Annotated in this window: 18 protein-coding genes and 2 pseudogenes; 12 read left to right on the forward strand and 8 right to left on the reverse strand. The window is 70.3% G+C overall.

Annotation, left to right across the window (positions count from 1 at the left end; genetic code table 11):
• Positions 1-86 precede the first annotated feature (86 nt).
• Complete coding sequence (locus tag D474_RS0116140; protein ID WP_017614582.1) at positions 87-1,244, reverse strand: ROK family transcriptional regulator; 1,158 nt, start codon at positions 1,242-1,244, stop codon at positions 87-89.
• A gap of 193 nt (positions 1,245-1,437) precedes the next feature.
• Here D474_RS0116140 and zwf point away from each other — a divergent pair, with 193 nt between their 5' ends.
• The 4 genes and pseudogenes from zwf to D474_RS32325 all read left to right on the forward strand — a co-directional run bounded on the left by zwf (position 1,438) and on the right by D474_RS32325 (position 6,338).
• Positions 1,438-2,913 (forward strand): glucose-6-phosphate dehydrogenase, encoded by a 1,476-nt coding sequence (gene zwf, locus D474_RS0116145; RefSeq protein WP_017614583.1) that lies wholly within the window; start codon positions 1,438-1,440, stop codon positions 2,911-2,913.
• On the forward strand, positions 2,910-4,724 hold the full coding sequence (gene edd, locus D474_RS0116150) for a phosphogluconate dehydratase (protein WP_017614584.1): 1,815 nt from the start codon (positions 2,910-2,912) through the stop codon (positions 4,722-4,724). Before zwf ends, edd begins: the two co-directional genes overlap by 4 nt.
• A gap of 52 nt (positions 4,725-4,776) precedes the next feature.
• Positions 4,777-5,417, forward strand: a pseudogene (gene eda / locus D474_RS28955) (bifunctional 4-hydroxy-2-oxoglutarate aldolase/2-dehydro-3-deoxy-phosphogluconate aldolase).
• A gap of 765 nt (positions 5,418-6,182) precedes the next feature.
• Complete coding sequence (locus D474_RS32325; RefSeq protein ID WP_017614586.1) at positions 6,183-6,338, forward strand: hypothetical protein; 156 nt, start codon at positions 6,183-6,185, stop codon at positions 6,336-6,338.
• 89 nt (positions 6,339-6,427) lie between these two features.
• On the opposite strand, the gene D474_RS33400 is transcribed toward D474_RS32325, so the two are convergent.
• Positions 6,428-6,625 (reverse strand): hypothetical protein, encoded by a 198-nt coding sequence (locus D474_RS33400; protein ID WP_017614587.1) that lies wholly within the window; start codon positions 6,623-6,625, stop codon positions 6,428-6,430.
• A 263-nt stretch (positions 6,626-6,888) separates the two neighbouring features.
• On the opposite strand from D474_RS33400, the gene D474_RS33405 reads away from it, so the two are divergent.
• On the forward strand, positions 6,889-7,149 hold the full coding sequence (locus D474_RS33405; RefSeq protein ID WP_017614588.1) for an ABC transporter permease: 261 nt from the start codon (positions 6,889-6,891) through the stop codon (positions 7,147-7,149).
• Between the two features lie 13 nt (positions 7,150-7,162).
• Here D474_RS33405 and D474_RS31100 read toward each other — a convergent pair.
• Positions 7,163-7,402 (reverse strand): annotated as a pseudogene (locus D474_RS31100) (ABC transporter ATP-binding protein); the annotation flags it as partial.
• A gap of 205 nt (positions 7,403-7,607) precedes the next feature.
• Here D474_RS31100 and D474_RS0116180 point away from each other — a divergent pair.
• From D474_RS0116180 to D474_RS0116195, 4 genes are all read left to right on the forward strand, one after another.
• The gene (locus D474_RS0116180; RefSeq protein WP_017614590.1) at positions 7,608-9,533 is read left to right on the forward strand and encodes a hypothetical protein; all 1,926 of its coding nucleotides are present in this window, start codon (positions 7,608-7,610) and stop codon (positions 9,531-9,533) included.
• 31 nt (positions 9,534-9,564) lie between these two features.
• A complete protein-coding gene (locus D474_RS0116185) occupies positions 9,565-11,088 on the forward strand; it encodes an ABC transporter substrate-binding protein (RefSeq protein WP_239647090.1) in 1,524 nt (507 codons plus the stop codon).
• A gap of 189 nt (positions 11,089-11,277) precedes the next feature.
• A complete protein-coding gene (locus D474_RS0116190; RefSeq protein ID WP_017614592.1) occupies positions 11,278-12,696 on the forward strand; it encodes a cytochrome P450 family protein in 1,419 nt (472 codons plus the stop codon).
• The gene (locus D474_RS0116195; RefSeq protein WP_017614593.1) at positions 12,666-13,784 is read left to right on the forward strand and encodes a cytochrome P450 family protein; all 1,119 of its coding nucleotides are present in this window, start codon (positions 12,666-12,668) and stop codon (positions 13,782-13,784) included. The genes D474_RS0116190 and D474_RS0116195 overlap by 31 nt, the downstream gene beginning before the upstream one ends.
• 43 nt (positions 13,785-13,827) lie before the next feature.
• Here the strand turns inward: D474_RS0116195 and D474_RS0116200 are convergent, their stop codons facing one another.
• Together D474_RS0116200 and D474_RS0116205 are read right to left on the reverse strand one after the other, a co-directional pair.
• Entirely contained in the window at positions 13,828-14,448 is a 621-nt protein-coding gene (locus D474_RS0116200) for a hypothetical protein (RefSeq protein ID WP_017614594.1), read from the reverse strand.
• Between the two features lie 102 nt (positions 14,449-14,550).
• The gene (locus D474_RS0116205) at positions 14,551-16,056 is read right to left on the reverse strand and encodes an AbgT family transporter (RefSeq protein ID WP_083931848.1); all 1,506 of its coding nucleotides are present in this window, start codon (positions 16,054-16,056) and stop codon (positions 14,551-14,553) included.
• 538 nt (positions 16,057-16,594) lie between these two features.
• On the opposite strand from D474_RS0116205, the gene D474_RS0116210 reads away from it, so the two are divergent.
• A complete protein-coding gene (locus D474_RS0116210) occupies positions 16,595-18,565 on the forward strand; it encodes a M3 family metallopeptidase (RefSeq protein ID WP_017614596.1) in 1,971 nt (656 codons plus the stop codon).
• A 233-nt stretch (positions 18,566-18,798) separates the two neighbouring features.
• Here the strand turns inward: D474_RS0116210 and D474_RS31810 are convergent, their stop codons facing one another.
• Positions 18,799-19,005 carry a hypothetical protein gene (locus D474_RS31810; RefSeq protein WP_152476872.1) on the reverse strand — a complete coding sequence of 69 codons (207 nt, stop codon included), beginning with the start codon at positions 19,003-19,005 and terminating at the stop codon, positions 18,799-18,801.
• Positions 19,006-19,127: 122 nt separating this feature from the next.
• Positions 19,128-19,973 carry an alpha/beta hydrolase family protein gene (locus tag D474_RS0116220; RefSeq protein WP_017614598.1) on the reverse strand — a complete coding sequence of 282 codons (846 nt, stop codon included), beginning with the start codon at positions 19,971-19,973 and terminating at the stop codon, positions 19,128-19,130.
• A gap of 341 nt (positions 19,974-20,314) precedes the next feature.
• On the opposite strand from D474_RS0116220, the gene D474_RS0116225 reads away from it, so the two are divergent.
• Both D474_RS0116225 and D474_RS0116230 read left to right on the forward strand, forming a co-directional pair.
• Positions 20,315-20,737 carry a ChaB family protein gene (locus D474_RS0116225; RefSeq protein ID WP_017614599.1) on the forward strand — a complete coding sequence of 141 codons (423 nt, stop codon included), beginning with the start codon at positions 20,315-20,317 and terminating at the stop codon, positions 20,735-20,737.
• 48 nt (positions 20,738-20,785) lie between these two features.
• Positions 20,786-22,597 carry a thiamine pyrophosphate-requiring protein gene (locus D474_RS0116230; RefSeq protein ID WP_017614600.1) on the forward strand — a complete coding sequence of 604 codons (1,812 nt, stop codon included), beginning with the start codon at positions 20,786-20,788 and terminating at the stop codon, positions 22,595-22,597.
• 62 nt (positions 22,598-22,659) lie between these two features.
• Here D474_RS0116230 and D474_RS0116235 read toward each other — a convergent pair whose 3' ends face one another.
• Positions 22,660-23,493: an SDR family oxidoreductase gene (locus D474_RS0116235; RefSeq protein WP_026118543.1), complete on the reverse strand. Its 834-nt coding sequence runs from the start codon at positions 23,491-23,493 to the stop codon at positions 22,660-22,662.
• Positions 23,494-23,558: the final 65 nt, after the last annotated feature.

Below are 23,558 nucleotides of genomic sequence, written 5' to 3' on the forward strand. Positions count from 1 at the left end.
CCGCGCGGAACAGGGATGGGGGACATCGAGGGGCCGCGCGGTGATCGGTGACTATTCGCCACTTCGGGGAGGGTTGTCAAGTATTCCTACCCGGCGAGGAACGCGTTGACCGCTTCCGGTGAGAGGATCTCCTCGGCCACCATCGCCGCGCATCCGCGCACGCCCGCCTCGTCCCACAGCGAGCTCGACACCACCCTCAGCTGCCGGGTCGCCAGCGCGGTGCACTGAGAGAAGATCACCTCGCGCACGCCGGCCACGAGATGGTCGTAGGCCTCCGACAGGTCGCCCCCCAGCACGATGGTGTCGGGGTTGAGCAGGTTGACCGCGCCGGCCAGGGCCTCGCCCAGACGCCGTCCGGCTCCGCGCACGAGGGTGACCGCGACCGGGTCGCCGTCCAGCGCCAGGGACACCAGTTCCTTGAGCCCGTCCACGTCCCTGCCCTGTTCCGCCGCGGCGTCGAGCAGCGCGCGCCCGCCCGCGACCGCCTCCAGGCAGTCTGTGTTGCCGCAGCGGCACGGCAGGCCGCCCNCGCCCAGCGACCCGCGCAGCAGTCGGCCACCGGAGACCAGGCCGGCGCCTATGCCGGTGGAGGCCTTGACGAAGACCATGTCGTCGGGGCGGCCGTGGCCCCCGCACAGGTGCTCGCCGACCGCCATCACGTTGACGTCGTTGTCGACGCTCACGGGGACGGGCGCGGGCAGGTACTCGGCGATGAGCGGGCCGAGTGCGACCCCTGCCCACGTGCCGAGGAAGGGGCGGTCGGCGGCGCGGCCGGTGTGGTACTCGACGGTCCCCGGAAGGCCGATGCCGACCCCGCGGACGGAGCCGGTGTCGCGGCCCAGGGAGGCGAGTTGTCCGTGCCAGGTCTCCAGCAGCCACGGCACGGTGGTCTCCGGTCCGCCCTCGAGGTCGGGGGAACCGGGGGTGCGCACGAGCACCTCGCCGTTGAGGTCGCACACGGCGGCCTGGCTGCGGGCCATGCCGAGGGCGCTGGTGAGGATCAACCCCGAGGAGGCGTCGAACTCCAGGAGCGTGGGCGGGCGGCCGCCGCCGGAGGGGGCACCGTTGCGTTCGACGACGAGTCCGCCGCCGACGAGTTCGGCCACGCGCAGTGCCACCGAGGGGCGCGAGAGGCCGGTGGTGCGGGCGATCTCCGAGCGGTTGGTCGCCGTGCCGGTGCGGATGAGCTCCAGGATGTGGCCGCTCGTGGCGGTCGATGACAGGCGTCCCGGGGTTCTGGGCATGCCACATTGAACCATCCGTGGCCTTGGCACACCCAGGCGCGAGAAACGATGCGCAGTTATGTAAATAATTGTTCAGAAGTGTGCTTGGTTTTTGTTCATACCCCGGCCTATGGTCGGAACAGGGTCACTCGACCAGGAGCGACCCCCTTCCCGCGCACCTCCCGCCGCGCCTCTCCCCGACGGAAGAACCGACATGCCTCAGCCACCCGCGTCCGGACCCACCGATCTCGTGGTCTTCGGCGGCACCGGCGACCTGGCCATGCGCAAGCTCCTGCCGTCACTGCACCTGCTCGACCGCGACGGCCGCCTCGACCCCGGAACCCGGATCGTCGCCGTGTCCCGCGACGGACTCACCGACGCCGACCTGCGCGACAAGGCCGCCGCCGCGATCCGCGGTCACCACGAGGTCACCGAACCCGACGACCTGCGCCGATTCCTTGACCGCCTCGCCCACGTGACCGTCGACGTCGGCGGCGACGTCCGCGATTGGGACGACCTCGCCGCTGCGCTCACGCCCGGCCGCGACCGTGTCTTCCATCTCGCCGTCCCGCCCATGCTCTCCGGCGCCATCTGCCGCGGCCTGCGCGACGCCGGGCTGGCCGTGCCCGGCTCCCGTGTCGTGCTCGAGAAGCCCCTGGGCCGAGATCTGGCATCCGCACGCGAGGTCAACGCCGAGGTCGCCGAGGTCTTCCCGGAGGCGGACACCTACCGGATCGACCACTACCTCGGGAAGGAGACGGTGCAGAACCTGCTCGTGCTGCGGTTCGCCAACGTCTTCCTCGAACCCCTGTGGAACTCGCGCTGGATCGACCACGTGCAGATCACCGCGGCCGAGTCCGTCGGCGTGGGCGGCCGACGCGGTTATTACGATGCCTCCGGCGCCATGCGCGACATGGTGCAGAACCACCTGCTCCAGCTGCTTTGCCTGACCGCGATGGAGCCGCCCTCGAGCTACGACCGCGACGCCGTGCGCGACGAGAAGCTCAAGGTCCTGCAGGCGCTCACCCCGCTCACCGGCGACCGTGTGCACGAGGAGACCGTGCGCGGACAGTACGGCCCCGGCAATGTCGGCGGCGAGGAGGTCGTCGGCTACCTGGACGAGGCCGGCGGGCCCACCACCGGCGACACCGAGACCTTCGTGGCCCTGCGCGCCGAGGTCGCCAACTGGCGCTGGGCCGGTGTGCCCTTCTACCTGCGCACCGGCAAGCGCATGGAGCAGGCGCGCTCGGAGATCGTCGTGCGGTTCCGGGAAGTGCCCCACACCATCTTCCCTGGAGCCGACGGCATCCCGGGGCCCGGACACCTCGTCATCCGGCTCCAGCCCGACGAGGGTATCCACCTGACCATGACGGCCAAGGAACCCGGCCCTGGTACCCCGCGACTGCGCCCCGTGCCGCTGAAGCTCAGCTTCGCCGACACCTTCGACACCCGCTCGCCCGAGGCCTACGAGCGGCTGCTGGCCGACGTCCTCGCCGGCGATCCCACCCTGTTCGTGCGCCGCGACGAGGTCGAGGCGGCCTGGCGCTGGGTGGACCCCGTGATCGCCGCGTGGACCGAACACCACACCTCCCCCGAGATCTACCCGGCCGGGAGCGCCGGCCCCGCAGGCGCCCACCGGCTCATCGGCCGCAAGGGCCGGACCTGGTACGAACAGGAGCAGACACGATGACCGCGCACGTCGAAGTCCATCCCGTCGTCGCCGAGGTGACCCGCCGCCTCGCCGAACGCAGCGCCGACGGCCGCGCCGCCTACCTGGAGCGCATCCGCGCCGCCGCGAGCGAGGGTCCGGCCCGCAGTTCCCTGGGGTGCGCCAACCTCGCGCACGGGTTCGCCGCGTGCGGGGTCTCGGACAAGCTCAAGCTCTCGGGCGAGGTGACCCCGAACCTGGCGATCGTCTCGGCCTACAACGACATGCTCTCCGCGCACCAGCCGCTCAAGGACTACCCGGACCTCATCAAGTCCGCGGTCTCCGAGGCCGGCGGCGTCGCCCAGTTCGCCGGCGGGGTCCCCGCCATGTGCGACGGCATCACGCAGGGCCGCGCCGGCATGGAGCTGTCGCTGTTCAGCCGCGACGTCATCGCGATGTCCTCGGCCGTGGCGCTGTCCCACGACATGTTCGACGGCGCCCTCATGCTCGGTGTGTGCGACAAGATCGTCCCGGGTCTGCTCATCGGCGCGCTGTCCTTCGGTCACCTGCCCGTGGCCTTCGTCCCGGCCGGCCCGATGCCCTCCGGCCTGCCCAACCGCGACAAGGCCAAGGTGCGCCAGCAGCACGCCGAGGGCCAGGTGGGCCGCCGCGAGCTGCTGCAGGCCGAGTCCGCCGCCTACCACGCGCCCGGGACCTGTACCTTCTACGGAACCGCGAACTCCAACCAGATGCTCATGGAGGTCATGGGCCTGCACTTGGCCGGTGCCAGCTTCGAGCCCCCGGGCACCCCGCTGCGCGAGGCCCTGACCGGCGAGGCCGGGCGCCGCGTGCTCGGCCACACAGCTGTGAGCGGGCACCACGTGCCGGTCGGTGAGCAGATCGACGAGCGAGCGGTCGTCAACGCCGTCGTGGCGCTCCTTGCCACCGGCGGGTCCAGTAACCACACGCTGCACCTGGTCGCGATGGCGCGCGCCGCCGGCATCGAGCTCACCTGGGACGACTTCGCCGCGCTGTCGGACGTCGTGCCGCTGCTCACGCGCATGTACCCCAACGGTGCCGCTGACGTGAACCAGTTCCACCAGGTCGGCGGCATGGCGTACCTCATCGGTTCCCTGCTCGACGCCGGGCTGCTGCACGAGGACGTCGACACCGTCATGGGCCGCGGGCTGTCCCAGTACCGCCGGGTCCCGCAGCTGACCGAGGACGGATCCCTGACCTGGGTGGACGGCCCGGTCGAGAGCGGCGACAAGGACGTGCTGCGCGGCGCCGAGGACCCCTTCGCCCCCGACGGCGGCCTGCGCATGCTCGAGGGCAACCTCGGGCGCGCGGTCATCAAGGTCTCCGCGGTCGCCTCCGAGCGCCACGTCGTCGAGGCGCCCGCGCGGGTCTTCGACGACCAGGCGCAGCTGCAGGAGGCCTTCGCCGCGGGTGAGCTGACCGGCGACCTCGTGGCCGTGGTCCGGTTCCAAGGCCCCAGCGCCAACGGCATGCCGGAACTGCACAAGCTGACCCCCTCGCTCGGGGTGCTGCAGGACCGCGGCCAGAAGGTCGCCCTGGTCACCGACGGTAGGATGTCGGGTGCCTCGGGCAAGGTGCCCGCCGCCATCCACGTCTCGCCGGAGGCCGGCCACGACGGTCCCCTCGCTTACGTGCGCGACGGCGACCAGGTCCGTCTGGATGCCTCGGAGGGCACACTGGACGTGCTCGCCGACCTCTCCGGACGGGAGGCGGCCCGCCCGAGCGTGGACTCCTCCGCCGGCACCGGACGGGAACTGTTCGCCGCCCTGCGCGGTGCGGTCGGCCCGGCCGAGACCGGCGCCGGGGTCCTGTGACCCGGGGCCGCACCCCACTCCATCCACCTCGTTTCCACGGGAGAGCACACCGATGACGACGAAGCCCGCCTCCGGGGCCGATCTGCTGGACCTGGCGCCGGTCATGCCGGTGGTCGTGGTCGACGACCCCGCCACGGCCGTGCCGCTGGCCCGCGCGCTCGTGGCCGGCGGGCCGGCGGGCTGCCCGGCGTCGAGATCACCCTGCGCACCCCGGACGCCCTCGAGGCGATCGAGCGGGTCGCCGCCGAGGTGCCCGAGGCCGTGGTGGGCGCGGGCACGGTGACGACACCGGAGCAGGCGTCGGCGTCGGCCCGCGCCGGGGCGTCGTTCCTGGTCAGCCCGGGCTGCACCCCGCGTCTGAGCGCGGCGATGGCCGACACCGGTCTGCCGTTCCTGCCGGGTGTCTCCACGGTCTCGGAGGCTCTGGAACTTCTGGAGCGGGGTGTGAACGAGATGAAGTTCTTCCCGGCCGAGGCGTCGGGCGGGGCGGCGTTCCTGAAGTCGCTGTCCTCCCCGCTGCCGCAGGCGCGCTTCTGCCCGACCGGCGGGGTCACCGTCGAATCGGCGCCCTCCTACCTCGCGCTGCCCAACGTGGGTTGCGTGGGCGGCAGCTGGCTCACGCCGTCCTCGCTCATCGAGGCGGGGGACTGGGACCGCGTGACGGAGCTGGCCCGGGAGGCCGCGCAGCTCTGACGGCCCTCTGACGACAGCCTGCGTGCGGGTGCGGACCACAGTGTCGTGCTTGTTGGCGTTGCCGGAAGGGCAGGTGCGGAAGGCCGCTGTTCATGCGTGCGGGCAGGCGCGGGGCCGGGACGTGGAAGGTGTCGGTCGGGTCGGCCGGGGCCCTGGGCAGCTTTTAACCGTTGAGGGGTCACCGTGTTTTTCAGTTGTGAAGAACCACCGAGGGCATTGAAGGTGCCCTCGGCGCCGCAGGTGTTGGGTGTTCTGTGGTGTTGCCTCGGGGTGGTGGTTCGTCGGGGTCGGGATCGTAGCCCGGCCGGGCCGTCGCGCAACCCTCTGCGGCGCCCCGCCAGTTCTTCGGGGCGTTGGGTGATGGTGGCAGGTCGGTGGTGGGTTGTTCGCGGCGCCTCAGGCTGTGCGTTCCGGCCCTGTTCGCCGGGCTGACCCGACCCACATCGACGAAACACCCTCTCCCCCGAGGCCCCCTGGCAGCCCAAAGGAACGGTAGGCACGGGCTGGCGCCTTCGGCGCGGTGACCCCCTGGGGTGGCCCCATTGCGACCCACGCTTGCGGCGTGTGCGCGGTGGCTCGCTCCTGCGACAGCACAAGCAACAGCGGCCCCGCGCACTCCCGGCAGAGCATTGAGGACAGGGGTCGTCGTTAGTGCTCATAACAGCACTGAGAACGTTTTCAGGTGCTCATGACAGCACTAACAACGACCGGGGCCGGCTCGAGGCGATCGGTCGACTGCTGTACCTGTCCTGGGGCGCGGACCTGATGCGCGACGCCCTCGCCCCCGACCCGGTGGAACATGCGGTCCCGCGCCTGCTCACGGTGCTCGCCCTGGGCGCCCTCGGCCTGCTCATCGGCGGGGCCACCATCGTCCGTTTCCTGCGCCGTGCCCGCTCCGAGGGCACGCTCTCCCAGGTCTGAGAGGGGACCGCCATGACGTTCTCACCCGTGCGCGCGGCTCGGACCGTGCGCGGGGCCGCGATGGTGGCACATGCCGACTTCTGGACGCTCTACACCTGGCGCTCGTGGTCCTTCGCGTGGCTCGTGCGCCTGCTGTGCCAGGTGGTCTTCTTCGCCCTCGTGGGTGTGCTCGTGGGAGATCCGGAGTACACGGCGTACATCATCGTCGGCGCGGCCATGATGGTCTGTGTCACCGAGACGATGCTGACCTCGGCCTCCACCTGCTGGGAACGGATGCAGGGGCGCATGCCCCTCATCGCCGCCTCACCGGTCGAACCGGTGCTGCTGTTCTTCGGGAGGAGTGTGTTCTGGCCGGCCTCCGCAGCCGTGACGACGTCGGTGGCGCTGCTCGCCGTGCCCCCGTTCTTCGGTGATCCGTGGGCTCTGTGGAAGGTCCCGTTCGTGGTCGCCGTCGCGGCGCTGACTGCACTGGCGACGTACTGCCTGGCCCTGGTCGTGGGGCGCGCTCGCGCTGTCCTTCACCGAGGTCCGCAACATCGCCAGCACGGTGATGGTCCTGTACACCACGGCGTTCTCCGGTGCGATGGTGCCGCTGGACTTCTGGCCGCCGGTCCTGCAGTGGATCGCGCAGGCTCTGCCTGTCACACACGGGTTGGACGCGGTGCGGTCGCTCCAGGAGGGGGACCTGGGGGCCGTCGCGGCGGCCTCCGGGCTCATGCTCGCGGTGGGGGCGGTGTGGTTCGTCGTGGCCACCCTGGCCTTCCGGCGGGTCCTGGCGCGTGCAAGGAAAGGCCGCGGGGGACTGGACTGAGCCCGGTGGCGCTTCAGGCGTCGCCCGGGCCGTGCCAGGAGCGCCACAGGGCGGCGTAGGGCCCGCCTCCGGCAACGAGGTCCGGGTGGGTGCCGAGCTCGGTGACGCGCCCGTCCTCGACGACCGCGACCCGGTCGGCGTAGTGCGCGGTGTGCAACCGGTGTGCGATCGCAACGACGGTGCGTCCGGTGAGGGCGCCCGCGAGCGCGCGCTCGGTGCGGCGGGCCGCGGACGGGTCGAGGGACGACGTCGCTGGACAACTCTGGTGCGTCCTTCAGCAGGGTTTGAGATCCCCTAAGTAACACCAGCAACAAAAAGTGCAATCGGGCAAATAGGACCCAGAAATCATCGGGTGTGCATAACGCATGCCTAACGAAATGTGAGCTTCCTCTTATTGTCACCGCAGTCGCGCATTATTGATCGATGGGCGGCACATAAAGACCACAGGGGAGGGCCGTGTGGCCGAGTCACACGTGGAGAGTCCGATCGGACGCAGGGAGGGAGCCAGACGCTTCATGGCACTGGCCTCGCCAAGCGGCGACGACTCGGGAAAGCGCCCGGTCATGGTCGTGGAGGGCGGCCACGGGGCCGGCAAGACCCACTTTCTGAGCTGGGCCGCCTCTTCCCTGTACGACGCGGGTGTGCCCTACGCCTACGTCGACCTGGCCGAGGACCGCTTCACCGACGTCACGAGTGTGCTCAGCTTCGTCGCCTCGGTCAACGCCAGCGCCCTCGGTCACACCCGGGAGGAGTTCGGTCGCCTGGAGTTCCCCCGCCTGTGGATGGCGCTCCTGGCGATCCGCGCCGACCTGGGATCCGATCCCCTCGGTGACCACCCCCTGCCCGAGGGCGAACGCGAACGCCTGGAATGGGTGCTCGGAAAAGTACGCACCCGGGGCCGCGGCGCCCTGCGCAAACTGGGCGACCAGCTCGAACGCGCCGGCCGCGTCATCTCCCCTGAGGAGCTGCTCACCGGGTTCGGCGCCGTCGAACTCATCCGCGCCGGACTGGGCCTGTCCGGGCTCGCGGTCAACACCGTCGACGAGGTCGTGAGCTGGTTCCGCACCGGCGTCAACGAGCCCGTCGACGAGCTCATCGCGCTGCGCCACCAGGTCCACGAACCCGACCAGTACAACGCCGTTCTGGGCCGCAACAACCGCGAGCTCGCCGCACAGTCACTGTGCAAGGCCCTGCGCGCCGACCTGCGCGAGGTCAACCGTGCCCAGCGTCGGCTGCCCACACCCGCCATCATGCTGGACAACGTCGACCGCAGCCCGGGCCCCGAGCTGGTGTCCGCGCTCGTACGGTCTGCCAAGGACGGTGGTGACCACCTGAGCGTCGTCGTTGCCACCTCGGGCGGGCGCACCGGAGTGGTCAACGTGCTGCCCGACTCCACCGAGGAAACCCTGTGGGCGCCCTACCGGCTGCCGCCCTTCACCACCGCCGAGGTCAGCGAGCTGCTCACCGAGACCAGCGGCCAGGGTTGGCACTCCGATGACGTCGTGGACCACCTGTGGGGGTTCACCGGCGGCCACCCCGGAGCCAGCGCCGCGCTGGTGGAGGCGTGGGTGCGATGCGAAGGGGCCGGGGTGTCCGAGGCGCTCCTCGACCGTCCGCCCTCACCCGGTATCGAGGCCCTGCCGACCACCGAGAACACCATGCTCACCAGCGTGCTCGGCGAGCCCCCCAACAACTTCAACACCGACCTGCTCGCGGCCCTGACCACGTGCTCGGCCGCCCGCGACGTCGAGTCCGGCCTCTGGCTCTACCGGGAACAGAAGGACCCCACCCACGAGGTCGGCGAACCGGTCCTGCTCGAGCACCCACTGTGGGAGGAGGGCCGCCCCACGGTGCTGCGCCGCCTGCTGCAGCGGGTCCTGGCCCGGCGCGAACCGGTCGGCACCTACCCCGACTGGGGGACGGTGCACCGCAGCCTCGTGCACCACTACCGCACCGTGCGTCCCGACCCGGTGCGCAAGGCCTACCACCTGCTGTGCGCGGGCGAGTTCCTGCTGGTCGCGGAGTTCCTGTCCGAACGGCTCACCGACCCCGAGATCGACGGCGACGAATGGGTGTGGACGCTCCAGGACATCACCGACGCACCCACCCGCAGCACGTTCGAACGCCCCTACTTCGACGTACTGCTGACGGTCCTCGGCGAGCAGACCCGGACCGCCGAACCCTCGCCCCTGGTGCGAAACACGCTCAAACTCCTGGTCGCCCGCCACCTGCTGAGCGACCCCGACATGTTCCGGACGGCCGAACTGCACGCCTCCGCCCACCAGACCCTCTCCGAGCTGGCGGCCGAATTCGCAGGGGAGGGCTCCAGCCGGCTGTTGGCCGAGGCGGCGCAGCACCTGTCGTTGTGGGACCGGTTCAAGTGAGCGGCGAGCCCGCGGAAAGCGAGAAGTGACGATGCCGGAGGCCACCAACAGCGGCAGAATGATCCAGGGCTTCGAGGTCCCGCGAAGACCGTGGTGGAGGCGCCACTGGAAGTCCCTGGCCGCGGCCGCGCTCGCCCTCGTCCTCGTGGGAGTGGGACTGCGGTACTGGGACGAGTTCCCCTGCGGGGGTCCCGGGAACGGGGTTCGCCTCATCGGCGGTCAGTGCGTGGGCATCACCGACGATGCCCACGTCTTCCACGACGACTTCGAGGAGATCCAGAGCAAGATCGCCGAGGAGAACGACCGGATCTCCGAGGCGGTGGAGGCGGATGACAGCGAGGCCGTCAAGATCGCCCACCTGGGCACGTTCAGTTTCGGCGAGGTCGGCCCGATGGACCCCGGGCGCATGCTGCGTGCCCTCGAGGGTGCACACGCCGCGCAGATGGCCGCCAACCACTCGCCGCGCTTCGGCGACCGGACCCCGGAGATCCAGCTGGAGCTCGCCAACGTCGGCAGCCAGCAGGCGCAGTGGGAACCGGTCGTGGACCAGCTCGTCCCGATGGCCGAGGACGACACCCCCCTCGTCGCCGTCACCGGCATGGGCGTGAGTATCGACTCCACCCGTGACATCGCCGAACGGTTGAGCGGCGAGAACATCCCGATGGTCTCCTCGGCGGTCACCGCGGACGGCCTGGAACACGGTGAGATCCCCGGCCTGCTGCGTGCCGCCCCCAGCAACACCGAGTACGTGCGGGCCCTGCGCGAGTACATGGACGGGCTCGACGAGGACACGTCCGCGGCCCTGGTCTACGACGAGAACGATCCCGATCTCTTTGTCACGACCCTGCGCCGGGCCTACGAGGAGCACCTCGCCGACTTCACCGAGGGCTCCGCCCAGGAGTACCGGGGCACCACGGTCGGGGAGTCGTCGACCCCCGGCCTGTACACCGCGATCACCATGAACCTGTGCACGGCCGCGACGGACACGGTGTTCTTCGCGGGCCGCGCCCCCGACCTCGACGACTTCCTGTACGCCCTCTCGATCCGCAGCTGCGACCACATCCCCATGCGGGTCGTCTTCGCGGTGACCGGGCTCAGCGTGGTGCAGGACGACGAGGTCATGGGTTACCTCGAGGACGGCGACATCAGCCTGGTCTACGCCTCGGCGACCGACCCGAGGTGGGAGAACGCCACACCGGGGGAGGGCGCACCCGAGCACTACGGCGATTTCCTCGACGCCTACCGCGAGCACGTCGGCGACGACGCGGGTGCCTTCGACAACGGATACGCGCTGGTCAACCACGACGCCGTGGGGGTCGCGGCACGGGCGGTGCGTCTCTCCAACCTCCGCGAGGGCGAGGAGTTGCCGACCGCGGAGGAGGTGTCCTCGCAGTTGATGCTGCTCAACAGCGCCCAAGAAGTGGAAGCCGGGGGCGGCACGCTCAGCTACGAAGACCACATGGAGGGCGAGGCGGCCGGCCGTTACGTGCCTGTCGTGGAGCTTCCCCTGGAGGGCGGACAGCCTCTCGAGGACCCCTACGTCACCGGGGACTGAACGGTCCGGGGAATCGATACCCCAATGTGGCCTCCTGCGGCGTTCTGGTGGGGATCGGGCACTTGACCCCTGCTTTACTTGGGGGCGCGTCCGCGACGCGAAGGCGTGTCGCGCCCCCGCGTCGGCCCCGACCCGAACGCCCGCGCGTCCCGCCCCCCGGAACACGGGCGAGGAAGGAGACCCGAACGTTTGAGCCCCGACAGGCCCGCCGACACGACCGCCTCACGGTGCCCGATGGCCGCGGCGCGTGAAGCCGCCGTCCCCCTCCACGGGCAGACAGAGGAACCCGCCCCCGAAGTCATGGAGGACCTGCGACGCCGTTTCGGCTCCCTCGCCCCCGTCGAGGTAGCCCCGGGTGTGCTCGCCTGGGTGCTCCTGAGCTACGAACTCAACCGCAGTGTTCTGCAGGACCCCCACGACTTCCCCCGCGACCCCCGCCGCTGGGCCGAGGCGAAGGAGGGGCGCGCGACCCCCGACCGGGTACCCGGCCCCTTCTGGTACTTCCGTAACGCCCTGTCCAGCGACGAACCGGACCACAGCCGCTACCGGGAGGTAATCGAGGACGCCCTGAGCATCCTCACGGCCGCCCGTACCCACACCGTCGTCGACGAGTACGTCCGCGAACTCATGGCCGAGCCGGCGGCTCGCGGGCGCTCCGACCTGGTCGACGACCTCGCGTTCCGGCTGCCGCTGGTCCTGCTCAACCGCGCCTTCGGCCTCGACGACACCCAGGGCGAGCAGCTCGTCGGCCTCATGCGCCAGGTGTGGGACGGCGGAGCCGAGGCCGAGGCCGCGATGGGCGGTCTCTTCGGCTACGCCCAGTCGGTCACCCTGCAGCGGCGCGAGGAACCCGGTGACGACGTGGTGTCCCGGATGATCCTGCACGGCAACGGCCTCGACGACGAGGAGGTCGCCCACCAGCTCATCCTCATCATCTCGGCCGCGCACGACCCGCTGATGAACCTCATCGCCAACACCCTCCACGCGCTGCTCACCGACCGCGGTTCCCGCGCCGACGTCATGAGCGGCAACGCGCGGGTGGAGGAACTCGTCGACATCGTCCTGTGGAAGGCGCCCCCGATCTTCCTCATGCCGGGACGCTACCCCGCTCGGAGCATGGAGCTGGAGGGCTGGACCGTCGGCGAAGGTGACTGCCTGATCATGGGATACGGCCCCGCGCACGCCGACCCTCGGGTCATCGAGCACCTCGACCTCACCTCGCCGTCGGGTACCCGCGCGCACCTGGCGTTCGGGACCGGCCCCCACCAGTGCCCCGCCCGCAACCTGGCCCGGCAGATCGGCGTCGATGCGGTCGCCACGGTCTTCCGGATGCTGCCGGACATGGCGCTGACCGTGCCCGCCGACGAGTTGTCCTGGCGCAGGTCCCCGTTCGCGCACGGCCTGGACGCCCTTCCCGTGACATTCGCCCCTGTGCAGACCGCCGCCCCCCGGAACCCGCAGACCCCGACCTCTGGAGGCCAGTCATGTCCGCACGACCCCGACCCGTCGTCCTCGAGCCGGGAGACCACCGGGGGCTCGCCCGGACGCTCCGGGAAGCGGGCCCCGTTGCGCGCGTTGTGGTCGCGGATCTCGAGGTCTGGGCCCTGACCGGCGACGACGCTCTGCGTTCGGCTCTCAACGACCCGCGGTTCCGTCGCAACTGGCGGTCGTGGCGGGCACTGAACGAGGGTGAGGTGCCCGAGAACCACCCGGTCAGTGCGATGGTGCACCTGGACAACATGCTGACCTCGGACGGCGCCGAGCACCGGCGTCTACGCGGCCTGATCTCGCGCGCCTTCACCCCGCGTCGGATCGAGTCGCTGCGTCCGACCGTGGAGGAGACCGCGCGCGGGTTGATCGAGGGCCTGGCCGAGCGTGCCGGGGGCGGGCCGGTGGACGTCAAGGAGGAACTGGCCTACCCGCTGTCCATCGCGGTCTTCGCGGCGCTGTTCGGTTTCGGGCCCGCCCACCACGACCGCATGCGCGCGATGGTCGCCACGGCCTTCGCCGGTGGAAGCCCGGAGGAGGTCGCGCAGATGCGGGCCGACGTCGATGCGTTCCTCGACGAGCTCGTGGCCGCGAAGCGCGCCGATCCCGGAGACGACATGACCTCCGCGCTGGTGGCCGCGAACGAGGACGGCGAGCGGCTCAGCGACGTGGAGCTGCGCGACACCCTGTGGCTGATGGTCAGTGCGGGGTTCGAGACCACTGCTTCGGCACTGGCCAACGGTGTGCAGGTGCTGCTGTCCCACCCCGAGCAGCTGGCGTTGCTGCACAAGGGCGAGGCCGAGTGGTCTGCGGCGGTCGAGGAGGTGCTGCGCCACTCCACGAGCGTGGCGACGCTGCCGTTCCTCTTCGCCGGCGAGGACATCGAGATCGGAGGGGTGACCGTGGAGAAGGGCGAACCGCTCCTGCTTGGCTACCTCGCCGCCAACCTCGACGAGGAGCGTTACGGTGACAGCGCCGGGCGGTTCGACCTGACCGAGGACCGCCCCCGCCACCTGGGGCTGGGGCACGGGCCGCACACCTGCCTGGGCTCGGCTCTGGCCAGGATGGAGCTGGAGACGGCGCTGCGCGGGTTCTTCACCCGGTTCCCGGAGGCCGCGGTGGAGGGAGGCGAGCCGGCCGAGCTCCCGTCGGTCTTCATCAACTCCCCGATGGCGCTGCCCGTGCGTCTGGGCGAGCCCGCTTCCTGAGCACTGTGTCCTGGGCGTCCCGCTGACGCGGGGCGCCCTGCGCTCACCCCGGCCCTCGGGCGTGCAGGGCGTTCACCAGGAGCAGGTGACGGCGCCGCACGGCCGCGGCGACGGGCAGAAGCACGACCACGCCCGCGGTCAGGAAGTACACCGTGACCCACAGCAGTGGTGTCAGGAACTCGATCCCGCCGGCGGCGTACTCCGTGAACAAGGCAGCCGTGGCGAGGGCCGCCGCACCCACGGCCGGGAACAGCGCCGTCCGGCTCGGCAGTGGACGTCTGGACACTTCGTGCTCGGCGGCCTCGCGGGCGATCCGGTCGATCTCGGGGTCCCCGGTGGGGCGGCCGAGGAGCATCGCCTCCCGGGCCGGGCGGGCCGTCTCGGCCGGAAGGTCGTCGAGGTGTCCGTGCCGGCCGAGCAGGCCCTTGGCGTCCATCAACCCCCAGATGGCACCCAGGAGCACGAAGTTCAGCGCCGCCACCTGGGGTAGGGCGACCGGATCCCGGTCCCCGTAGAAGTGGTTCAGGTACTGGAACAGCGTCATCCCCACGGACATGTAGGCCCCGTACGAGACGCCGGTGATCAGGGCGCTTCGCCAGGTGCCGCGGTTGGCGTACAGGCGGATGCGTGTGAGGGGGTCGCTGTCTGGGGGATCGGTGGTCATGGCCGCGGCCTACCCTGCGGCGGCACGGGCATGCGCCCGGGACAGTAGCTGGGCCCCGCACGGCGGTCCGTGCGGGGCCCTGTGGTATGCGGTGCCCGGGGGTCAGTTGACCGGGGCACCCGGGCCGAGCGGGATCCCCAGGGCGTACCAACCGAGGAAGAACAGTGTCCACACGATCATGATCGTCACCGTGAAGGGCAGCGTGAGCGAGACCAGGGTGCCGATGCCGGCGTCCTTGCGGTAGCGCTGCATGAAGCCCAGTACGAGCACGAAGTACGGGCTCATGGGCGTGACGATGTTGGTGGAGGCGTCCGCGATGCGGTACATCGCCTGCGTCGTCTCGGGGTTCACGTTGAGCAGCATCAGCATCGGCACGAACACCGGTGCGATGAGCGCCCACTGCGCGGAACCGCTCGTGATGAACATGTTCATGAGTGCTGCGAGGAGCACGAAGCCGATGAACAGGAACGCCACCGGGACGTTCTGGTCGCCCAGCCACTCCGCGCCGCGGACCGCCAGTACCTCGGCCATGCCCGACCACTCGAAGTAGGCCAGGAACTGCGCGGCCGCGAAGAACATCACCAGTGCAGGGGCGAGGTCCTTGATGCCCTTGCCCATGTAGTTCGGGATGTCCGATGCGCTCCTGACCGTGCCGACCATGATCCCGTAGGCGACACCGACCGCGAGGAACGCCGTCGCCAGAACCACGGCGATGCCGGTGATCAGCGGGGACTCCATCACCGTGCCGTCCTCGCCACGGAACCAGGAGTTCTCCGGGACCAGGGCGGCGACGAACAGGACAGCCATGACCAGCAGGGTCACCCCCGCTGCCACCAGGCCCTTGCGCTCCTCCGGCTTGAGGTTGAAGTCGCCGAGCGCCTCGCCGCCGGTGGTGACGTCGTCCAGGCCCTCCGTGCGCCTGCGCAGCACCAGCTCGGTGACGAGCGTGATGAGCACCGCGAGGAGGACGGCGCTGGCCACGTTGAAGAAGTAGTTGGCCAGCGGGGTGACGGTGGCTTCGGGGTCGACGATCTGCGCGGCCTGGGTGCTGATACCGCCGAGGAGGGCGTCGGTCGGTGCCACGATGAAAGTGGCGTTCCAACCGGCCGAGACCGAGGCGAAGGCCACGACGATGCCGAGTGTGGGGCTGCGGCCCACGGCCTGGAAGACGACGGCGGCCAGCGGGATCAGGATGACGTATGCAGCGTCGCTCGCGACGCTGCCGACGATCCCGACCAGGGCGACCACGAAGGTCATGTACTTCGCCGGAACCCGGACGATGCTGCCCCGCAGGAGCGCGTTGATGAGCCCGGTCTGCTCGGCCACCACGACGCCGAGCATCATCACCACGACGAGGCCCAACGGGGGGAAGTTCACGTAGTTGGTGACGGCTTCGCCGAAGATGACCTGGAAGCCCTCGGGAGAGAGGAGGCTCTGCACCTCGATGCGTTCCCCGTCCATCGGGGAGATCGCGTGCACACCTGCCCGGCTCAGTACCGCGCTGAGCAGAATGACGAAGCCTGCGAGGAACGCGAAGATCCAGAAGGGATGGGGGAGCTTGTTGCCCACCCGCTCGATCCCGCGCAGGGAACCGAGCAGCACGGACATGGCCCGGCCGGGGGGTTTCTCCGTTGTCTCGGCCACGGCAGCCCTCCTTAACAAGCTGGTGGCGGGTGCGGGGTTGGTGCACCGCGACACTGGTGTGGAACCTGTTGGGTCAGCGTCCATTCTGCGGTCACCCGGGTGATGCGCGTAACCGCGTGACTTTCGTCCCGGAAAGGTGTTTCGTAACCGTTGGTCGCTACCGGAAGCCTTGGCACGAAAGGGGTTCCGTGCCTGGTCATTGCCGCTGAGGGCTGCTGTGAGCGCGCTCACAGCCGGGCTCCGCCGTCAGGGCGGGTATTACGCATTTCCCCTGTTCAGGAGGGTTGTTGAAGTTCGGCTGAGGTTTCGACAACGGTTCCGATAAACCTGGCAACGTTCCCATAACGCGTTGGAGTCGAACAGGGGGTCGTATGCTTCGGGCCACGGTGCGCACTGTCCTGCCGAACCGTTTCGTCACCCACGGTGATCGACGAGTAAAGCAGGTGACACGGGCGCGCGCGGGCGGTAGAACGGCCGCGACCGCCCTATGACGAGGAGCCCCGTGACCCAGAACCCCTTGCTGCGACCGAGCGAACTCCCCTACGGCCTGCCCGATTTCGCTGCCGTGCGGGACGAGCACTTCGTCCCCGCCTTCGAAGAGGGCGTGGCCGAACACCTGGCCGAGGTCGCAGCAATCGTCGCCGACCCCGAACCCCCGACCTTCGACAACACGATCGCGGCGCTGGAGCGCTCCGGGCAGACCCTCGAGCGGGTGGAGACCGTCCTGCACACCCTGGCCGGATCCGTCGGGACCGACCGGATCCAGGAGATCGATCTGGAGCTCGCGCCCCGCTCGGCCGGCCACCACGACGCCGTCTTCCTCGACCGTGGGCTGTGGGAACGCATCAAGCAGGTGGGCACCGACGATCCGGAGGAGGGCCACCTCCTGGAGCGGTACCGCACCGACTTCGTCAAGGCCGGCGCCGAACTCGACGACACCCAGCAGGAACGCCTGCGCGCCATCAACGCCGAGCTCGCCGAACTGCTGTCCGCCTTCGGGCAGCGCCTGGTGCGCGCGGGCAACGACTCCGCTCTGGTCACCCACGACCCCGCAGATCTCGACGGGCTGGGGGAGGAGCGCATCGCCTCCCTGGAGCAGGACGGCCGGTTCGTGCTCCCGCTGCTCAACACCACCGTGCAGCCGGCCCTGGCCCAGCTCACCGACCGCGCCACCCGCGAGAAGCTGTACCGGCTCAGCACCGAGCGCGCACCCGAGAACCTCGAGCTCGCCGTCCGCATCGCCGAGCTGCGCGCCGAACACGCCGGGCTCCTGGGCTACGCGGACCACGCCGCCTACAAGGTCGCCGACCAGACCGCCAAGACCGTCGACGCAGTGGAGGAGCGACTCGACGGGCTCGTCGGACCGGCCCGCCGCAACGTCGAACGCGAGGCCGCCGTACTCGCCGAACAGGCCGGGCACGAGATCGAACCGTGGGACTGGGCGTACTACGCCGAGCAGGTGCGCAAGGAGCGCTACGACTTCGACGAGGAGGCACTGCGCCCCTACCTCGAGCTCGACCGGGTCATCGAGGACGGGGTCCTGCACGCCGCCCACCTGCTGTACGGCATCACCTTCACCGAACGTCCCGACCTGCACGGATACCACCCGGACATGCGTGTGTGGGAGGTCTTCGACACCGACGGGGCCGGGCTGGGCCTCTTCCTGCTCGACCCCTACGCCCGCCCCACCAAGCAGGGCGGTGCCTGGATGCACAACCTCGTCGACCAGTCGTTCCTGCTCGGAGACCGGCCCGTGGTCGTCAACAACCTCAACATCGCCAGGCCGGTCTCCGGGCCCACCCTGCTGACCTGGGACGAGGTCGAGACCGCGTTCCACGAGTTCGGCCACGCCCTGCACGGGCTGCTGTCGGCGGTGCGGTTCCCCCTGGTGGAGGGCACGAGTGTGCCGCGCGACTTCGTCGAGTACCCCTCGCAGGTCAACGAGGTGTGGGCGACCGAACCTGCGGTGCTGGAGCGCTACGCCCGCCACTACGAGACCGGCGAGCCCGTGCCGGCCGAACTGGTCTCGGCGTTGGAGCGCGCCAACCGATTCAACCAGGGCTTCTCCACCTTCGAGTACCTCGCGGCAGCCCTTCTCGACTGGCAGTGGCACCGGCTCGTGCCGGGGGAGAAGGTCGAGGACCCGGCCGGTTTCGAAGCGCGTGCCCTGGAGCGTGCCGGCGTCGCTCACCCGCTCGTCCCGCCGCGGTACCGGAGCACGTACTTCATGCACATCTTCGCGGGGGACTACAGCGCGGGTTACTACTCGTACGTGTGGAGCCAGGTGCTGGACGCCGACAGTGTCGAGTGGCTGCGCGAGCACGGCGGGCTGCGGCGGGAGAACGGCGACCGGTTCCGGGAGAAGGTGCTGTCCGTGGGCGGAAGTGTCGACCCGATGGGCGCCGTGCGGGATTTCCTGGGGCGCGAACCCCGCCTGGAGCCCTACCTGGTGCGCAAGGGTCTGGAGGCCTGAGGGGCGGGTGGCACAGCGCGGCTCTTCGGGGCCGCGCTCGCCCGTGTCCAGGCGCGCGAGCGCATGTCCGAGGCCACCGGGTTGACCGACAACGGCGGGCCCGACGCGCTCCTGTGCGCCCCGGATCAGCGCACCGACGACGCTGGTGACACCGAGTGCCCACGCGATCTCGATCCCGTGCGCGAGGAGGACGAAGAAGGCTGCGATGGGGATCGCGATCAACAGGAGCGTGGTCACGGGTTTCCAGCTACGTTCCGGGCAGAGGGGGTGACGGGCGTCCGGGCGGGCGGAGAGCAGCCGGCGTGGGACTCCTCGGTCGCGGCGTGTTCGGCCGGGCGCAGGAGGAAACGGATGAGGATCGCCGCCGCGACCAGCGTCGAGACCGCGATCATCCCGTAGGCGATGCTCGGGTGCAGCGACCATGCCTGGCCGGATTCCACCAGCGGCGTGTGCGGGGTGACAAAGACGGGGAACCGAAGGCGCCTATAGCCCGCGCCGATGCCGTGGGTCACAAGAAAGCGGCCCCGGGCGGTGGTCCGGGGCCGCGTGCGTGGGGTGGGGGTCAGGCTGCGGGCGCCTCACCGTGGGGGCAGGAGTCGCGGTAGTCCGAGAAGTCCGTGCCGATGCCGGTGTCCGGCGCCGGGCAGAGGAACTGCTCGTAGCGCTCGTCGTCGTCCACGAACCGCTTCAGCCACGAGATGCTGTACTTGGCGATCACGTCGTTGGACAGGTTCGGCGCGAAGTGGCCCGCGCCGCGCAGCTCCAGGTAGGTGGTGTCGAGGTCCTCGTCCAGGCTCTCGTACTGCGGAACGGCGTGTGAGCGGGTGGAGGCGATCGTGTCGTTCTCCGCGCCGATGATCATGGTGGGGACCTCGACGTCCGACCAGTCGTTGCTGGTGTGCCACGGCGTCAGCGGGATGGCCGCGCGCAGCTCGGGACGGTCGTCGGCGGCGGCCAGGGTTCCACCGCCGCCCATGGAGTGGCCCATGACGGCGAGCCGGTCGCCGTCGACCACGTCGGTGACACCGCTGTCCTCGACCATGTGGTCCAGGGCGGCCTCGAGCTGCCGTCCCCGGCTGTTGGGCTGGTCGTATCGGGTGTTGGTGTCGATGGTCATGACGACGAAACCCTGGGAGGCGAGGCGCTCGCCGTACCAGGACATCGAGGACTCGCCGGCGGTGTAGCCGGGTGAGATGACCACACCGCCGAATGTGCCCTCGCTGTCGTCGGTGGGGTAGTAGATGGTGCCGCCACCGAAGCCGCTCACGAGGGAGGAGACGTTCTCGGTGTCGGTGTCGAAGGGACCGGTCGGCGCGGTCACGCTCTCCTCGGTGGGGTCCGGGCCGCGCTCGTGCGGGTTGTCGGCGTGGACGGGGGAGAGCACACCGAGGGAGGTGGCCGCGGCCACGCCGACGACGACGGCGGGTNTCGCGGGGACTCGGGGGACGGCGACGGGGGCCGGGGGATCGTTCTTCGCACGGGTATGTCCTTCTGTGCAGCGGGGGTCCGGGCGGTGACTGCGTGTCACGTCCCGGCTGATGTCGTCCCACTATGGGGTCGGCCCCGAAGCCGCGCATCCGTTGAACCACCAGTCCCCGGGGGAGCCCTGACCATGGGAAACAGGGGAATCACGGGGCCCGTCCAGCGTGGCGTGGTTGTGGTGGTTTGTGGGGCTCCGGTGTTTTCTGTGGCGAACGTCAGGGCAGGGCCGTGACCGACAGACAGCACGTCTTTCGGGGGTCGAGCGCCATGCCCGGAGCACAGGAACTGCCCGCGACGCTGAAACGCTCGCCGGCCAAGGCTCAGCGCACCTGGATCGAGGCGCACGACAGCGCCGTCGAGGAGTACGGGGAGGGCGAACGCGCCCACCGTGTCGCCTTCGCCGCGGTCAAGCGAAAGTTCGAGAAACAGGGCGACCGCTGGGTGCCCAAGCAGCGCAAGGGCCCCTCGGACGAGCAGGCCGAGAACCCGCGTGCCGGCAAGCGCCGTGGTCCCGACTACTCGACCGCAGGCGGCGTCGACGCCAACGCCACCAAGGGGCACCTCTACGAGCGGGCGCGCGAGCTCGGCATCGAGGGCCGCTCCAGGATGCGTAAGGACGAGCTCGTCGAGGCCCTGCGCAAGGAGAGCGATCGGCAGACCTCCGGTTCCGGTCGCCGGCGCCGTTCCTGAGCCCCGAACCCGAACCGGTCCCGGCGCACCGGGGCCTTAGGAGGAGGCATGTCGCAGTCCGTCGCCAACCACCTGCTGCGCCGTCTGGCCGACTGGGGCGTCACCGAGGTCCACGGTTATCCGGGCGACAGCGTCAACGGGCTCGTCGCCGAACTGGGCAGGATGAAGGGTGGGCCGAGGTTCGTCCAGAGTCGCCACGAGGAGATGTCGGCATTCGCCGCGGTCGGTCAGGCCAAGTTCGGCGGCGGTGTCGGCGTGTGCATGGCCACCGGGGGTCCCGGCGCGATCCACCTGCTCAACGGGCTCTACGACGCCAAGCTCGACCACGTACCCGTCGTCGCGATCCTGGGTCAGGCCACCCGGAGCGCGGTCGGCGGCAGTTACATGCAGGAGATCGACCTGCACAGCCTGTTCAAGGACGTCGCCGGCTCCTATCTCGCCACGGTGTCCGTGCCCGAGCAGCTGCCCAACGTCCTGGACCGCGCCGTGCGCACCGCGCTGTCCGAGCGTGCCCCCACAGCCGTCATCGTGCCCGCCGACGTCCAGGAGGCCGACTACTCCCCGCCCACGCACGACTTCCTGCAGGTCCCCTCCAGCAAGCCGGCCGCCGGACCGACCGAGCCGAGTACCGTCATTCCTCCCCAAGGAGAGCTCGACCGCGCCGCCGAGGTCGTCGACGCGGGTGACAAGGTCGCGCTGCTCGTCGGACAGGGCGCACGCGGGGCCGAGGAGGAGGTCCGGGCTTTTGCCGACGCCACCGGTGCCGGCGTTGCCAAGGCGCTCCTGGGCAAGGACGTGCTCGACGACACCCTGCCCTACGTCACCGGCGGGATCGGGCTCCTCGGCACACGGCCCTCGTGGGAGCTCATGCGCGACTGCGACACCCTGGTCATCGTCGGGTCGAACATGCCCTACACCCAGTTCCTGCCGCCCTTCGGCCGCAAGGCGGTGCAGGTCGACCTCGACCCGGGGCGTATCGGCCTGCGGTACCCCACCGAGGTGAACCTGGTGGGCGACGCCGCGGCCACCCTGCGCGCCCTCACCGACCGGCTCACCCGCGACGGGGCGAGCGGTGACCGGCAGGACTGGCGCGCGACCGTCGAATCCAACGTGGAACGCTGGCGCAAGGTCCAGGATGCCCAGGCGCAGGTGCCCGGCGACCCGATCAACCCGATGAAGGTCTTCCACGAGCTCTCACCGCTGCTGCCGCAGAACGCCGTCGTCACCGCTGATTCCGGCTCGGCCACGGACTGGTACGCCCGTCTGGTCGACCTGCGGCCGGGCATGCGGGGTTCCCTGTCGGGCACGCTCGCGACCATGGGATGCGCGGTCCCGTACGCGATCGGCGCCAAGTTCGCCCACCCCGACCGCCCAGTGATCGCGCTGGTGGGCGACGGCGCGATGCAGATGAACGGGCTCACCGAGCTCCTCACCGCCCAGAGCTACAGCGACCTGTGGGAGGATCCGCGCTTCGTCGTGTGCGTCCTGCACAACAACGATCTCAACCAGGTCACCTGGGAACTGCGCGCCATGGTCGGCTCGCCCAAGACCACGTTCTCGCAGGATCTTCCTGACCTGTCCTACGCCGGGTTCGCCGAGTCGGCCGGGATGAAGGGGATCGTCGTCGACGACCCCGACATGGTGGCCCCGGCCTGGCGAACCGCCCTGGCCGAGGAAGGACCGGTCGTGCTCGACGTGCACTGCGACGGCGACGTGCCGCCGATCCCGCCGCAGGTCGAGTTCGACCAGGCCGTGGACACCGCGAGGTCGCTGCTGTCCGGCGACCCCGACACCCGGGGCGTGGCCGCGCGCGGCCTGGCGCTCAAACTTCGGGAGTTCCTGCCGCAGCGGGGAGGATGAGCCCCCTCCACACAGCTCGGGGCGCGGACGAGGTGGCCCGTCCGCGCCCCGTTCCTGTGGTGTCAGCTCCCCTGGATCTCACCGCCCGTGGGTGTGAGTACCTCGCCCGAGTAGAACGACGACAGCCGGTCGCTGGCGAAGAACACGTACGAGGGCGCGATCTCGTCAGGGTCGGCGGCCCGGCCCATCGGTGACTGCTTCCCGAAGCCCTCCGCGCCCTTCTCGCCGAGCGTGGAAGGGATCAGCGGGGTCCACACCGGGCCCGGGGCCACGCAGTTCACGCGGATGCCGCGTTCCCTGAGGACCTGCGACAGCGAGAGCGTCAGGTTCATGACCGCGGACTTGCTGGCTGCGTAGTCGATCAGCGAGTTGTTGCCGCGCAGCCCGTTGATCGACCCGGTGATGATGATCGAACCGCCGTCGGGGATGTGCTCGAGCGCTTCCCTGATCGTCCAGAACACCCCCATGACGTTGACGTCGAACGTGCGGCGCAGCTGCTCGGTGCTCAGCTCGGTGAAGTCCTCCACCGGCGCCTGGGTCGCAGCGTGCTCGACCAGGACGTCGATGCCGCCGAGCTCTTCGACGGCCCTGCGAACGAGGTGGCCGCAGAAGTCCTCGTCGGCGAGGTCGCCGCGCACACCGACGGCGTTGCGGCCCTGCTGCTGGACGAGGGTCACGGTGTGTTCGGCCTCGGCGTCCTCGCTCAGGTAGTTGAAGACGACGTCGGCGCCCTCCTTGGCGTAGGCGACCGCGACCGCGCGGCCGATCCCCGAGTCGCCCCCGGTGATGAGGGCGCGCTTGTTCTCCAACAGACCACGGCCCTCGTACCCGCGCATCTCGTCGCGGGGCTGCGGCTCCATCGGCTCCCGCNGTGGCGGAGGTGGTGTCTCGGACATGGGTCCTCCTCATCCTGTGTGCCTGCCTCGGGGATGTCGGCCCTACCCAGCTCGCGCGCGACGGA

The sequence above is a fragment of the Nocardiopsis salina YIM 90010 genome, assembly GCF_000341025.1.
GTDB classification, from domain to species: domain Bacteria; phylum Actinomycetota; class Actinomycetes; order Streptosporangiales; family Streptosporangiaceae; genus Nocardiopsis; species Nocardiopsis salina.